Genomic DNA, 14,094 nt, shown 5'->3' on the forward strand with positions numbered 1-14,094 from the left:
CACTTACTTAGCAACTTCCCATTCATTATATCACATTGAGCCCGATTTAGATGTTCCATATTGCCGCTTCGCAGGATTCTAATATTTTATAAAAACATACCATAATATCCAAATTTAAGCAAACATATGTTCTCGTTCATGAGAGGCTTATCAAATGTCTGTTCCAACATAATTGCATACCTTTTGCGATTTTGGAGAAACTATCCTAGTAAATATTACAACCCACGAGGAGTGACCCAGATGAACAATGATATGGACAAGAAGAATGAAAGCTTCAAGAAGCAAAGCGAAGATGCCGAGATAAGCAAAAGCAGCAGTAGCACTAACGATAAAACAGATAAAAGGCTGCATCAGCCAAACCGTCCTTCGACCTAAACTCAGACAAATTCAGGAAACCAATTCTATGTTAAAAGGAGTGGAGCCTAACGATTATGGGAGAAAAAACGGAATTCCGACCTGGTGAGGAAGCACCCAATACAGCCTACTATATCGAAATTGGCGAAAATGACTATATTATGGGCATCAATAACCCCCAAAAAATTAGCTTAAAAGAAGGAGAACTTTTTCCAAATACGTCCAACCACAATCGCAAATGGACGAAAATGGAGAGCAATTAGCAGAGGCATTTAACAAAATCATAAAAGATGCAAAAAAGCACCCCGTCCCACTTTAATTAGTGGTTCCGGAGGTGCTTTTTTAATGGACGTGTACATTCATATTCATTTTAATCGCTGCGATTTTCCGCTTCTGCTCTTGAATGGTTTTTCCATATTGGTGCAGCTGTGCAAAATAACGTTCATATTCAGCTTCAGCCTCTATAAGCGCAGCTTCGGCCTCGGCTAACCTTAAGCCTAATTCTTCCCGTGCTTCGTCATCCTCCAATACCTTACCTCCAAAGGAAAAGCGTCTTCTAATATTCCTTGATAACTCTGCCTTGTTCATCCACAACGAACTTGGCTCTTCTGTGGGTGGTTTCTTTAGACATTTGCACCGCTCTTATTAAAGGATCGGATTTATCAATTTCTGTTTGCCAGCCCTCCGTATTGACCAATTGAAAAATTTCATCCAAATCCATGTCCTTATATTTATGAAACCCACTTAGACCTGCCCATTTTTTCAACAATACCTTAACTCGTTCATCGAGCTTTGCGATTACTTCGTCATTCTTGCTCATTTAAGTTTATCTCTCCTGTACATTCAGTTTTTGCGACAAAATCGTTGCTTACTGTTATTATCATACCAATATCAGCCACATTAGTATATCAAGGAGTTTAAGCGTCTATGTGCTTACCGCTTCATGAGTCGTTGTAGAGTCACAGTCGTCAAGCACTGGTTTCGGCATAGAGCCGGAAAAACTACCGTAAATTGTGCTGAAACTCCACCAAAATCGACTCCTTTTCAGGTTTAAAGAATTAGCAGGAGTTTTTCTATTAACTTTTAATTTTGAAAATAATAGGCATATTTATAATCCGGCACGCATATATCATATAATAGGACAACCATTGGTAAAATCGAGGTGAAGCAGTTATGCAGCTATTTTGTGTGCTATTCATTGTAGTCGTCAATAGTTTAGACGCTTTTCTAACCGCATATGGGACGCATTATGGAATCATCGGTGAAGCTAACCCGCTGATGAATTGGCTGTTGCAGCAAAGTGAGACCGCTTTCCTCCTTTTTAAGCTGTCGCTTCCGCTTGTGCTGCTGTTTCTTCTGCCATGGCTTGTTTCCAAGGCTATCCAACGTTTGTTGGTTGTGACCTGTGCGATTTATTGCTGCGTTTTATCGTTGCATGGAATTTGGCTTTTCGAGCATTTTAAATGGATATAAAAGAAAATAAACCCCAATACCAAACCAATATTTGATTTCCAAATAATAAAACAACAAAACCGGCGATTGCAATAAAAGGACCAAAAGGAATAAATGTCTTTTTATTAATGATGCCTAAACCTACGAGAATTAATCCGAAAATGCAGCCTAATAGCGCAGAAAATGCCAATGCGAGTACAACCAACTTCAAGCCCAGCACCAATCCGAGCAAGGCCATTAGCTTAATATCCCCGCCCCCCATTGCCGGCTTGCCCATACACAAGCTTATATAAGAAACGGCAAATAGGATACCACCACCGACTAGAAAGCCTGCCGCGTATTCCCAGTAGGGAAGGTCATGAATCCATAGCCGCAGCGGTACATAGAGCGCGATCGCCGGAAAAATGATTTTGTTAGGCAGCAGCCGATATTTCAGATCACTCACGGATAAAATGACGAGAATAGCAATCAGGGGATAAGCGATCCACAGCTCGCGAAGATCAGCGGTCCAGTATGTAGCGGCTGCAAAGCTACTACCCGTAGCTAATTGCCCTCCTATATAAAAAGGAGAAATCTGCGTTTTGCAATACTGGCAATAGCTCCCTACTGGAAGTGCCAGCGATTGCTTAAGTGGCAACCGAATGCCAATCATATGTAACCATGGCCCCAGAGAGCAGCCAACTATAAACATCATCAGAGCAGCAGCAATCGTGAAGTACTCCGTCGTCCATCCGTTCAATAGTACCGCCTCCCTATCCTTTTATGGCTTTTTGCCATAGGTAATGCTTTTCACATATACATCCAGCTTATCCATTGTCGGAATGCGGATCGGGGGGGCTGTGTCCAAGTCGCTGTAGGATTGTAAAATATCCTCATACAACGTTTCGTTATATAGCACCTTCAGCAAAGACTTATCGGCGCTAAGGCTGGTTTGATCCGGGGTAAACTTAAACGTATCCCCATTCGCGTAGGCAACGTCCTGAACATTCCCCTCTACTCGACCCACTGCATTTAACGTGATGTTATGGCCATGAATCCCCCCATAAATTTTGATCCGGGAAAGTACGCCGTACACATTCATATCTTTTTGGGAATATAAAAAGGCATGAACCTCCTGCTCCTCGGTATTCAGGTTATTATTAGAGAAGTCAATGTTGCCTGAGGCTACGACGATTAGCGGCTTTTTCAAATCGGCATTAATGGAGCTCATCCCTTTCAAATCGACTTTTCCATTGACGTAGATCGTGCCATCGACATTGATGTCACCCAATATTTGAAGATCCCCGTTTACATACATACTACCCGTGCCTTTCATCGCAAAACCGCTGTTCAAGGCCACATTGCCTTCGACAGATATTTGCTGTCCCGCGTCGATATTCATCGTTCCTGACAAGTCAGCCGCCACCAGACCAGGATTAGTGTAGCTTTCCAACGCGAGCGGATCCTGAGCACGCGTTGTTACATATAGGGAGCCGCCCTTCAGGGTTACCGTCGTAGCCGACCTGACTGCCAGTACTCCGCCGATAACCGCCAAATCTCCAACCGTCTCCAAATCGCCGGAAATGGTCGCCCATTGGTCCGTTATTTTACTGGGCCCGGCGAGCTTCCCACCGTTAAGCGTTCCTATGCCCAGCTCGGGACCTACCAGACCTGCCGAAGAAATTGTCGTATAGTGGCTGTTACCAGCTATCAAGCTCATTCGTTCTGATTGCTTTATGAAATAGGAGGCGATATTGATATTTTCCACATTGGCCATGCCGGTATCCATGCCTTTATCCTCGAATGGAAAGTACGACTTAAAAAAATATTCTGGCTTCCAATCTGGGCTGTGGCTGGAGGTAAGCCGATTCGTATAGCCCCCGCCCGCTTTAATAAAGCCTTTGATCGCTGGCAAATTTGTCTCCTTGGGATGGGGATCTTTGGCGCCAGGTCTGCCAACAAACTGTGCCTCATTGGAATAGATGAATTCACCTTTTGCCAGCACATCCCCCACAATATAAGGAAAACCATTCAAGACTACGTTGCCCTCAGCTGAAACCGGATAACGAAAAACCGGATGGATCGTGCTGACATACAGCTCCATCTGCTTCTTAACCACATGGTAGGGGCTCTTACCGGGAATTGTCCCGGTCGACGTAATGACGATTTTCTCAATATAGGGATGCTCTGGATTGGTCGGGGGCAGCTTGGCTAAGGCAGCAGCGTTATCGCTCCATTCCTCCACCGAAATCGTATAGCTCCCTTTAAGCGCAGGAATATTTTTTGTATAGGCGCTTTCGCTTAAGCGATCCTTTAAATTGGCCAATGCATGGTTGGCGGCATCTATCTTGTCACGCGTGCTGGATGCCCCCGATTCGCCTAATAAGCCGGATAAGCTCGATGAACCGGAAAATATCGAGTCTTCATTAGCCTGGTCCACAGCCGCTTGGATAAGGACGCGTACTTCATCCAAGCCTTTCTGGGCGAGCAGCTCTGCCTGGATGGATGCCTCACTGGCAGCTACCTGCCGATTGGAATTAAGCAGGACATTCATAATGACCAGCCCAAGGAGGGTCATCACCACAACGGTAGCCATCGCCAGAATGAGCGCTGCTCCTTGCTCAGACTGGAGCCTGTCTTTTGCTTTTATAGCTATAGGCTTGGCTGACAAGCATGTATCCCCCTTTCCCTTTAACCATGTGAGTGCCGCTAATAGGAGCGAAATAACGGAATTTTCGTATGGATCTCGTAGCCTGGGTTGTGTAATAGACTTGCTGTTTGCGCCGAATTATTCATAGGGCTATCCACTAAGCTCTCCATAGGACCTACTAGTTTTTTGTAAACCAGACGCACCTCAACCCACTGATGATGGTGAGGATCTACGGTAAATGCTTGCGTCGTGTCGGAGTAAGTTGCATCAAACGTAAACGGATTGACCAAGTCCAAGCGCTTCATTAGCTTTTCTTCACCATCCAACAGCTCATACACGCCAATGCCATAACGATTCGTGGCAGCAATTGGCTCCATTCGCATTCGGTAGCTGTTTATATACGCCTCGTTATCGAAACCGCCGCTTGCGGTTAACGCCCTTTTCACAAAAGTGATTTCATTCGTCGTAGCCCCTTTTGACACATAGACAGCATCCTTCAGCTCGGAAATCACCTGGCTAATAATTGCGTCTCCTTGGCTGCGTATTTGGCTTTCCGCCATAATTCGCTTATACATCGAAAGCCCCATAAATAGAAACGAGTAGAGGATGGTGGTCACCATCGTAAAAATAACCAATGCCGTCAAAACCTCGACTACCGCCATACCTTTTTCGTCAAGCACCCTACCTTTTCCGCTTAAAGCTGCACTGTTTTCGTTGCTAATTACGCTTAGATGCTTCGATTCCATGAATCCATCCTTCAATTGATTGTCCATTGTGGGTCACCTCGATCTAACTAAATAAGTATCAACCGTCGTTGATTTTGTTGGATGCGGGGTGGAGTCCGCGCTATTGTCCCAATACACTGTAATGGACATGTCTAGCAAATAATTATCCGGTGATGATGAGTTCATCAGTGTTGCAAGCTGCTCGCTCCTTACGCCCGGATCCTTGCGTATCGCAAGAATAAAGCGATATTTGCTTCCATTAATAGAATCCTCTTCGAGCAATTCCCCCATATCTGACAGCTTCGAATCTTGATTAAATGTGTTAAGGCCAGGCTCCAGGGCCTTGATAAAATGCTTGTAAGCCTCCTCGGGCTTCAGCTTCTCTTTGATTTCCGCGGCCTTCAAGCGGGCCAGGTTAGCAGCAATCACCCGTCGGCTCTCATCGGCCGATTTATTCAAGCCCGCGATAAAGTAACCCATCATCGTTACACTAATAATCGAAATTATCGTTACGGCTGCCAAAATTTCGATCAATGAAATACCTTGCTGATCCTCTAGCCAAGCCCGTAAGCGCAGCTTTTGCCTATAGCCCATGGCGCTTAACCCCCAGCCCTTCAATAGCGTTTCTGCCTGTAGTCGATATTCACATTTACTTGGGGAATTACCGATTTATTCATTAGGTTATCGACACCTAAGCTATCCACTAACCGTAGGAAGATTCGGTTCTGCCCCTCTTTGTCCACCCTGAATGTGAGGGAGCCCAATGGTTTAAAATCTATGGCTGCGGGACGTCCCGGACCCATAGGCAAGATCGCGTAGCCCATGCTTTTCACGATCACGGCATGACCCGTAAAGATCTCGCCGTTCAGCCTCGTAAAACGTGCTTCCGGTACCACAATTGGACTAATGTCTGCTGCTGTGACGGCAACGGGCACATTTGAAAACATGGTGGAATAGTCACCATCTGATGTCAGCCAGCCTCCTGTTGGCCCCGGGTTAACTAGAACAAATTGCTCTGCTTGCTGAACTAGCCCTTTGACATTGGTTGATGTAATGATCATCTGGTGCCATCCTGCCCGCTCCTCCTCCTTGGTAATAATATCGCTAAGCTTAAACTCATAGATAACCGTATGATCATCCGTCTGCTCATCCGTCTGCTTGGGTTGCGGCTTGAATTGCTTGTTGCCGATTTTGATAATCGTTTCAAAGACATAGCTTTCGGGATCACTAACCGTAATTGTAAAGCTCCGCTCGTTGTCAGCTTCAAATTCCTTCCACGTATTGTCGCCCTCATCGATCACAGGCCGCGTCGTATCCTCCGGCAGCTCTGTGACGAGCTTCACGGTCTCGAAGCGTACATGATCTTTTACTTCAATAGCATATTTGCCAGCAACAATATCGGTTTCAGTAGCAGTGAATGTAGGTCGATCCATTACTTTGCCATTAATTGAGCTGCCTTCCTTCAAAAGCTTCGCTGTTTCTACACGGCTATGCTCATCATATATGTGGTCTACAGTGTATTGATACGTCTGTAATTCCCTCGTAAACTCGGCTGTCACGGTTGGCAGCTCAGGCGGCAATACATCCAGAGCCACCGTAGTCGAAGACGAGGGGCCGCCCAGCAGATCGTTCGCGTTGCTGGTAATCGCTGCCGTTGCCGCTCGAGCCTCTATTTTCAAGTCGAGTCCAGACTCCGTAATTACGGTGGCAGGTGTAATAGGCGTCCAATCTTGCAGTAACGTATTTTCCTTACTCGTAACCTGAAGCTGATAAGTAAGATAGTCCGTGGTGAAATCCGTATTTTTATATATTGTGGAGGGGGGCAGCTGCGCTTTGGAGCCTGTTGCGGTTACCTTCGCAGGGCCTTGATGCCAATCCGTATCCGTAATGGGATTGCCATGGGCATCAAATACTATAGAACCATTGGTTACCGAAAATGCGGTAGGTGCCGTCGGGAGCAAATTCCAATCGGACGCCCCCTTCTGGCCGGACTTGGCTGTGTAGTCAACATGCACCCGTGTATGCGCATCATCGCTAAGTGTTATTTCTGATACACGATATTCCGGGTTGCTCCACATGCCAGGAACCGTCCATTGGGGATCCTCTTCGTTGCCGAGTCGGAAGCGGGTTACATTACCATGCCGGTCTCCTTGATACGTATTTCCGTACATATCCGTAGCCCTTGCTTTATCGAGTACATGAATAGTCATATTGAGCGGAATGGGACTAATCATGGTATCCGTGCTGCACGGAATTTTATAATGAAGAGCAGATGGCACCATATTGTATAAGCCAGGTTGGTCTTGTTTAATGTTGACTGTAACCGTCCTATTGGCAATCGTATAAGGATATTGGATGTCGGACGTTGGAATAACGAGGGTATTGATTCCATTTACTTGCTCCATGTAAGCTCCGGGGGTCGAATTGTCTGCAAGCACAAATCCGTTAGGAAGCGGTTGGCGGATAGCTATGGTTTTGATCGTTCCTTGCTTACTGATTTCTTGCTTAATATTGGCAAAAACCTGGTTCAATTCGGTTGTATTGCTCGCCTTATAATCTTTGGCACCTGTTTTGCTGGCGATGCTTGCCAATAATTGGTGGTCGACGTCGCTCCCGCCAATAGCACCGAGCGCAACCGTATATACAGGCACCTTCATAGCCGCTAATTCATTGGCAACCGTTAATGCCATACTCCTTGCTTTTTGCTCATTTTTTATACTTCCTGACCTGCTATCTTCGTAATAATGCGTTGTATAACCATCGGTTACCAATACGATATAGGGATGGTTTACTCCTGTGAGCATAGGGATTGCCTTTCTTAATGCATGCTCGATATTGGTACCTCCGCTAGGAGATAATGAATTGATTTGTGCCTTAAGTGCATTGTAATTATTGGTTCTATCGGCAAGCACGGAGGCCACATCATTGAATTGGACGATGCCGATTTTATCATTTAATTGGGTCCCGCTAATCTGGTCGACCAGGTCTTTTGATGCGGTTTTCTCAATAGTAATCCGCGACTGCTTATTACTTCCATCCGTGTTGTTCATACTGCTCGATTTGTCCAAAAGCATCACCATATTAATCGGGTCTCGTGCTGTCGATTCCGTATAGCTGCCGCTTGGGGTCAGTACATACTTGAGCTGGATCGATTCACCCACATCTACCTCCAACGGGTCAGACGGGCTAGAAGGCATAGACGAGCCGGACGAGCCAACTGCCGATACAGCCAGACAGCTCGCGCCCGATGCTCCAGCCGCTTGAACTCCGGCAACCTCAGTAAACCCTGTAACTCCAGCAAGTGAAAAAGCTAACGTTCCCGCAAGCAGCAAGCCCCACAATTTTCCCATGTTGATCCTCCTATTTCAATCTAAGAAATAATGAAAGCACCTTACTGGCTTCAGCTCGGGTGAGCGAATCATCAGGGCGGAATTTACCTTCAGCGTCGCCATTAAAAATGCCTTCAGCGGCCAATAGCGCAACCCTCTCTGTATCCGCTTGGCTGATGTTTTGCAGGTCAGGCCAAGTATTCGCCAGCGGAGCTGCTTGTTTATATGCCACTTTCATGGTTTGCAGGGCACTGGCAAGTAAACGTGCTGTTTCAAGCCTTGAGATCGGGGCATCGAGAGCAATTGGGGAATCGGGCATGATCAGCTCTGACTCCACCGCAATATCTACCTCATGCTGCGCCCAATGCCTTGGTTGGCCCGTATCCCCTGTCGCCGCTCCAGTGACATGGATTAAGTCCAAATCTAATGCCCGCACAAGCATCGTGGTAAACTCTGCTTGCGTCAGTATCCCGTTCGGACGAATCGTCTGGTCCTCGTAGCCCTCAATAATCGATTTCTTCATTAAATCGATGATGAACGCCTGGGCCCAATGTGAGGCTATATCCGTAGGAAGATCTGGCTCCAGCTCAAGATCAGGTGAGGATTGCCACCACGTGGGCTGTTTATCCAGAACCTGTGCGGGAATGTCGAGCAAGGGCTTGACCTTATCCGCGACATTCGATATGGCGATTGAGCCCTCCCTCGGGAGAATCCCATAAACATCGATCGAACCATCCTTTGGGATCGGTGACACACGAGCCGCTTTGGCTTCGCTGTCTGTCGGCAGATTTGCCCACGGGTAACGTTGCACATCGTCAATGCTTCGAAGCTCGCTCTGCGATTGCGCTTTAAAATAGCCTTGAAGCGCACGTTCGTAGCCTTCTGTGACACGGATGACTTTGCCTTCGGCATTCAATTCCAAGAGATCCCACTCGGTGAGCAGGTCATCCTCCACTCTTGCAGCCACACCTCGCCATACCTGCAGCTGATAGGCGATATCCCCATCAAAGCTTTCCGGGTTGACGCCTACAACGACCGTGTAGGGCTTTTTATTAATAACCTTTCCCGCTATCCAGCCCTCAGTTAGAAAGCTCATATTCAAATAAACCGGCTTTCTTTCGTCATCTGCCAGCCTGATGATCTGCGCGAAGCTTTGCTGGGACTCAGTAAACTCAGCAATTTCAGCAGATTCAGCAAATACGCGATGGGTTGACCAACCTGTTGCCGAAAATACAAGCACGAGTATAAGCAAAAGTCCCATTATAAAAGCAGCCATGCGAAAAACACGGAAAGCACGCACCACATGCAAATCCTGTGAAATTTGTAAATATTGAAAGTCGCTGTATGGTTGAAAATCACGTGAGTTTTGTGAACTCATTATACATCCTCCCCAACGCTCATCTCGTACATCTTTAACGCATCCTTGTGAACCCGGCCGGAGGCAATTAATTGCTTAATGCTGGCGACCATCGATTGCATTCCCTGCTGCCGGTTCATTTGCATGATGGACTTGATCTGGTAAATCTTTTCCTGGCGGATTAAATTGGCTACAGCCGCATTATTAATAAGTACCTCCAAAGCCACTGCTCTTCCCGCTCCATCTATTGTGGGGATTAGCCGTTGTGCCAATACGCCGATTAACACCGATGCCAATTGCACGCGAATTTGTGCCTGCTGGTCCGTCGGAAATACATCAATAATCCGGTCAATCGTTTGTGGTGCATCAGGCGTATGCAAGGTACCTAATACAAGATGCCCTGTCTCCGCAGCTGTAATCGCTGTGCGAATCGTCTCGAGATCCCTCATCTCCCCAACAAGGATGACATCGGGATCCTGGCGAAGCGCTGCACGCAGGCCGCTAGTAAAGGACTCGGTATCCGTGCCGATTTCACGCTGAACGACAAGGCTTTGCTTGCAGGGATGAATATATTCGATCGGGTCCTCAAGTGTAATAATATGCCGTCGCTGCTGTTCGTTAATATCGTTAATAATCGCGGCCAAGGTGGTCGACTTCCCGCTTCCTGTCGCGCCTGTCACGAGGACAAGCCCACGTTGTTTAGTGGCAAAATCCCGGACAACCTCGGGTAGCTTTAAGCCTTCTAATGAGGGAATCTTCGTCATTAGTAGCCGAAACACCATATTAATGACCCGACGCTGCCTAAATACATTTACTCTAAAGCGGCATAATTGAGCAATTTCATATGACAAATCGACTTCTCCGTCTTCTGCGAGCTTATGAAGCTGCGCTTCGGACAATATCGATTGCGCCATACGCTCCGTATCGTCCATTGTTAGGATGGGGGTGTTAAGCTTCTGCAGCGTCCCGTGGAGGCGTAGAAGCGGCTCTGTTCCAACGTTGATATGCAAATCGGAGGCATTCGCCTCATAGGCAGCGCGGAGCAAATCGTCGATCGATATAGGCTGATTCCTTACCGTTTCCATGGTGGTCATTATAAGCATCTCCTTTATGGTCTAACATAAGTAATCGCCCATCTGCGCTGAGTTAATTAAAAGGATTGGTCCGTCCGCTCGAATTTGTATAGTCTATGTCATTCGGCTTTTTCAGCAGGGCTTGCAGTGCTGGAGAATAATAGGCAGCCAGAGTGAGATTGCAAATGATCAATTGTCCGGGTGCATTTATTTGAACAAGTGGACCTTGCTTGAGATGAAAAGACATTTTATCCACCTGGATTAATCGATCCAAGGATTCCATTTCGGCAAATAATTGGTAAATTTGATTGTAGGTGCCAATAAAGCTCGTCTCTATCTGAATGGGAGTCACGTTCAAATGGGGCTTTTCGTTGGTTTTGTCCTCTGCGGACTTGTCTTTTACTGCTGCTTTTGTTTTCTGTATGCTTGTATCAACAAGACCTGTAGTACCGACCTCGATATTATATTGCTTGAGCTGTGTACCGCTCACGACCTCCAGCCTTCGTAAATCACGAACAATCGTCTCCATGAATGGCTGCTCAGGAATCTGGCGGCGAACTACCTCTAGTTTGACTCGATCCGAGTCGGGAGTTTCAGCAACCTTGCCCATTTGGGATTGCAAGGCAGCAGCTAGTTTCTGTTTATTGGCCAAACTCCGCTCTGTTTCCAACGTTCGAAGGCCTATCGGCTGTATCAGGTATGCATACCCAGCCACAAGCAGCAGCACAAAAACTACAATCACATAACAAAGCATTTTTTTATGTCGAATAACTCCCATCCTACTCAACCCCTTTTGCCGTCACTGGTATACTTCAATTCAAAAGTCGTTTGATAAATAGGAAGCTTACGGCTTTGCCCACCCTCTTGCGTAGAATTCTGCTGTATAGGCTGACCTTCTACGGGCTGGATCTCCGGATGCTGCTCTTGCGTAGGCTGGCCTTCCGGCAACTGCTCTTGTGCGAATGAACCTTGCAATTGCTGCTCCTGTGGCTGTAATACATGGCCGATGCTTGTTCCATTTGCATTAGCTACATCTGCACTAGCTACAGCTGTATTCCCCAGTGTATTGGTTACATTATTGATCGCGCCCATTCGGATCAGCTTAAAATGCTCTGCGGCCTGAACGGATTGCGAGAAGCTGACCACATCCTCCGACGTCGCAAAATTAAGCGTCAGCTTCAGCAGCTCCTGCCCGTTCATCTCCAATTGAATAACGTTTGCGTGCAGCGGAAGCAATTTATTCAATTGCTGCAGCAGCGCTGTTGCGACTGGCTTCTGCTGCTTTAACAGCTTTGGCTGGCTTAGCAGATCACCCAGCTGCCCGCCAGAGTTATTTTCCTGGAGCTTCTTTTCCAGGGCTGATACCAGCTGCGTAACCTCCGCCAATTGCTTCTGGGCACTTGCCAGCTTGCTTTGCTCCTCATACCATAACCACCCAAAAGCACCCGTTGCCCCCATTGCTGCCAGAATGAGCAGAATCGGCACAATAACCGAGCTGTAGCCCGGCTCACGCTTTTGCATTAAATTAATATCTAATGAAATCCAGTTTATATTGTACTCCAGCTTCACCTCGCTAAGCCCCCTTCAATGCTAATCCTATCGGTATCGCGTAAGCTTGGACGGCATCGATTTGTTCTTGGAGTAATCCTTCAAGCGAAATCGTATGAACCTGTCCATCAAAAACCTCCCGAAGCCGTCTAGGCAGCTCTGCCAGCTGGTCTTCAGCTCCTAACAAATAAAGCGCCTGAATGTCCTCCTGCTTGGTGGATATGGAGTAGCTAAAGTAGTACATAATCCGGCTTAGCTCGGTTGTCACGGTTTTGGCGTAGGAGGCTCCAGCACCTACATCTGCCACGGAATGCAGAAACACCGGGATTCCTTCAACAAAAATACTAAATTCCAGCCTTGCCGACTCCGCATTAATCATAATGAAGCATTCGGGCAGCTGCGTTTTGCTGCGTTCCGAATATTGAAGCAGCAGGCGGAAGGAGGCCAGCGATTCCAGCTCAACGGACAACGGCTTAAGCCCCGCTTCCCTTACAACACGTACATAGCTTTCTACCACTTGGGCTGGACTGACGAAAATCAATACCTCCTCCTGCTTTGGCTTGGTTTTACGGCCCACCTTCTCCTCAGGATTGGCAATCGCTGCGCTGCCTAAGCGCACATAATCGAACACGGGATCTTTAAAAGGCATCTGGCTTCCACTATTCAGCTCCACATCAATCATATTGCGCAGCTCCTTATCGTTCATGACGGGAAATATCGATTTGCGCAGGATCGTGCTTGAGGTAGGAACGGAAAGGTAAATACCCGCTCCACGAATCCCTAGCATTTGGGCTATATGGCGGATTGCCTCGGAAACTGCCTCTTCGTTTACAATTTTCCCATTCTGGATCACGCCAGGAGCGAGCGGCTCCGAGTGGCATCGCTTCATGGATAGGCTTCTGGAGCCAGGATGGATCACAACGATGCGGATTTCATCACTTAGAATTTGCAGACCGCAGCTTATCTTTTGGCGTAGACCTAACATATGGATGCACCTCTTTCCTTTGAGTTGGCTATGGCTGGGGTCGTGGCATAGGGACCAAAAGCGGAATGCCCAACCATCGCCTGAAATTACCTACAGAAACCATGGGTATGATGCCTGATGGTTCATTTGTAATGTGTGAACGATGCGTATTAAGGTGTTTCCGGTTCAGCATCTTCCGTTCCTTGAGTCAAGTGCTCTTCACTTTTATCTTTAAAATATAAAAGAGCTCCCGTACCACTTGGTGCCAAAGTAGCCGAATAGCTATAATTCCCCGTAATTCCTATAAGCTTAACGGTAACATATGAGGTTTCATCGCCATATGTACTGCCTTTAACATCCGGGTCGGATGGAATTTTCTCCAAGTACCCTTCAGTTACTAAGTCTTTCAGCTTGTACACTTTTTCCACCGTTGGGCTGTCATTGATTGCCTTAAACCGCGCAGCATTTATGGCAGTAATCCCATTGGCGTTATGCGCCTTTTTCTTAGTGCCGCTTATAACGCTGCCGATGGCCGGTATAGCAATTGCCGAAATGATCGCAAGGATCACAATAACCGCCAAAAGCTCAATTAAGGTGAGGCCTTTTTCATTTCCTGTTATTTTTCCTAATAGGTTGATTCTCTTTTTCATAAGCTCCATGGTT

16 protein-coding genes are annotated in these 14,094 nt (G+C 46.9%); 3 read left to right on the forward strand and 13 right to left on the reverse strand.

The window, feature by feature from the left end; genetic code table 11:
- Positions 1–240: 240 nt before the first annotated feature.
- Both G9U52_RS40810 and G9U52_RS06935 read left to right on the forward strand, forming a co-directional pair.
- Positions 241–375, forward strand: a complete 135-nt coding sequence (locus tag G9U52_RS40810; RefSeq protein WP_279538558.1) for a hypothetical protein — start codon at positions 241–243, stop codon at positions 373–375.
- Between the two features lie 56 nt (positions 376–431).
- On the forward strand, positions 432–617 hold the full coding sequence (locus G9U52_RS06935) for a YjzC family protein (protein WP_166147643.1): 186 nt from the start codon (positions 432–434) through the stop codon (positions 615–617).
- 79 nt (positions 618–696) lie between these two features.
- On the opposite strand, the gene G9U52_RS06940 is transcribed toward G9U52_RS06935, so the two are convergent.
- Positions 697–882 carry a hypothetical protein gene (locus G9U52_RS06940; protein WP_166147645.1) on the reverse strand — a complete coding sequence of 62 codons (186 nt, stop codon included), beginning with the start codon at positions 880–882 and terminating at the stop codon, positions 697–699.
- A 28-nt stretch (positions 883–910) separates the two neighbouring features.
- On the reverse strand, positions 911–1,174 hold the full coding sequence (locus G9U52_RS06945) for a hypothetical protein (protein WP_166147647.1): 264 nt from the start codon (positions 1,172–1,174) through the stop codon (positions 911–913).
- Positions 1,175–1,527: 353 nt separating this feature from the next.
- On the opposite strand from G9U52_RS06945, the gene G9U52_RS06950 reads away from it, so the two are divergent.
- Entirely contained in the window at positions 1,528–1,827 is a 300-nt protein-coding gene (locus tag G9U52_RS06950; RefSeq protein WP_166147650.1) for a DUF5658 family protein, read from the forward strand.
- Here the strand turns inward: G9U52_RS06950 and G9U52_RS06955 are convergent.
- The 11 genes from G9U52_RS06955 to G9U52_RS07005 all read right to left on the reverse strand — a co-directional run bounded on the left by G9U52_RS06955 (position 1,814) and on the right by G9U52_RS07005 (position 14,090).
- Positions 1,814–2,545, reverse strand: a complete 732-nt coding sequence (locus tag G9U52_RS06955; RefSeq protein WP_166147652.1) for a prepilin peptidase — start codon at positions 2,543–2,545, stop codon at positions 1,814–1,816. The genes G9U52_RS06950 and G9U52_RS06955 overlap by 14 nt on opposite strands.
- 21 nt (positions 2,546–2,566) lie before the next feature.
- Positions 2,567–4,456 (reverse strand): hypothetical protein, encoded by a 1,890-nt coding sequence (locus G9U52_RS06960; protein WP_166147654.1) that lies wholly within the window; start codon positions 4,454–4,456, stop codon positions 2,567–2,569.
- A 38-nt stretch (positions 4,457–4,494) separates the two neighbouring features.
- Positions 4,495–5,208: a hypothetical protein gene (locus tag G9U52_RS06965; RefSeq protein ID WP_166147656.1), complete on the reverse strand. Its 714-nt coding sequence runs from the start codon at positions 5,206–5,208 to the stop codon at positions 4,495–4,497.
- 6 nt (positions 5,209–5,214) lie between these two features.
- Positions 5,215–5,754 (reverse strand): type IV pilus modification PilV family protein, encoded by a 540-nt coding sequence (locus G9U52_RS06970; protein WP_166147658.1) that lies wholly within the window; start codon positions 5,752–5,754, stop codon positions 5,215–5,217.
- A 20-nt stretch (positions 5,755–5,774) separates the two neighbouring features.
- On the reverse strand, positions 5,775–8,510 hold the full coding sequence (locus G9U52_RS06975) for a vWA domain-containing protein (protein WP_166147660.1): 2,736 nt from the start codon (positions 8,508–8,510) through the stop codon (positions 5,775–5,777).
- Positions 8,511–8,520: 10 nt separating this feature from the next.
- Positions 8,521–9,867, reverse strand: coding sequence for an S-layer homology domain-containing protein (locus tag G9U52_RS06980; protein WP_166147663.1), 1,347 nt, complete (start codon positions 9,865–9,867; stop codon positions 8,521–8,523).
- Positions 9,867–10,940, reverse strand: coding sequence for a type IV pilus twitching motility protein PilT (locus G9U52_RS06985; protein WP_279538559.1), 1,074 nt, complete (start codon positions 10,938–10,940; stop codon positions 9,867–9,869). Before G9U52_RS06985 ends, G9U52_RS06980 begins: the two co-directional genes overlap by 1 nt.
- Before the next feature lie 52 nt (positions 10,941–10,992).
- The gene (locus G9U52_RS06990) at positions 10,993–11,697 is read right to left on the reverse strand and encodes a hypothetical protein (RefSeq protein ID WP_166147665.1); all 705 of its coding nucleotides are present in this window, start codon (positions 11,695–11,697) and stop codon (positions 10,993–10,995) included.
- A 5-nt stretch (positions 11,698–11,702) separates the two neighbouring features.
- Positions 11,703–12,488: a PilN family protein gene (locus G9U52_RS06995; protein ID WP_166147667.1), complete on the reverse strand. Its 786-nt coding sequence runs from the start codon at positions 12,486–12,488 to the stop codon at positions 11,703–11,705.
- A gap of 4 nt (positions 12,489–12,492) precedes the next feature.
- A complete protein-coding gene (gene pilM, locus G9U52_RS07000; RefSeq protein WP_166147670.1) occupies positions 12,493–13,452 on the reverse strand; it encodes a type IV pilus biogenesis protein PilM in 960 nt (319 codons plus the stop codon).
- A gap of 149 nt (positions 13,453–13,601) precedes the next feature.
- Positions 13,602–14,090 (reverse strand): prepilin-type N-terminal cleavage/methylation domain-containing protein, encoded by a 489-nt coding sequence (locus tag G9U52_RS07005; protein WP_243767177.1) that lies wholly within the window; start codon positions 14,088–14,090, stop codon positions 13,602–13,604.
- Positions 14,091–14,094 lie beyond the last annotated feature (4 nt).

This window comes from Paenibacillus agricola (assembly GCF_011440305.1).
Lineage (GTDB): Bacteria > Bacillota > Bacilli > Paenibacillales > NBRC-103111 > Paenibacillus_S > Paenibacillus_S agricola.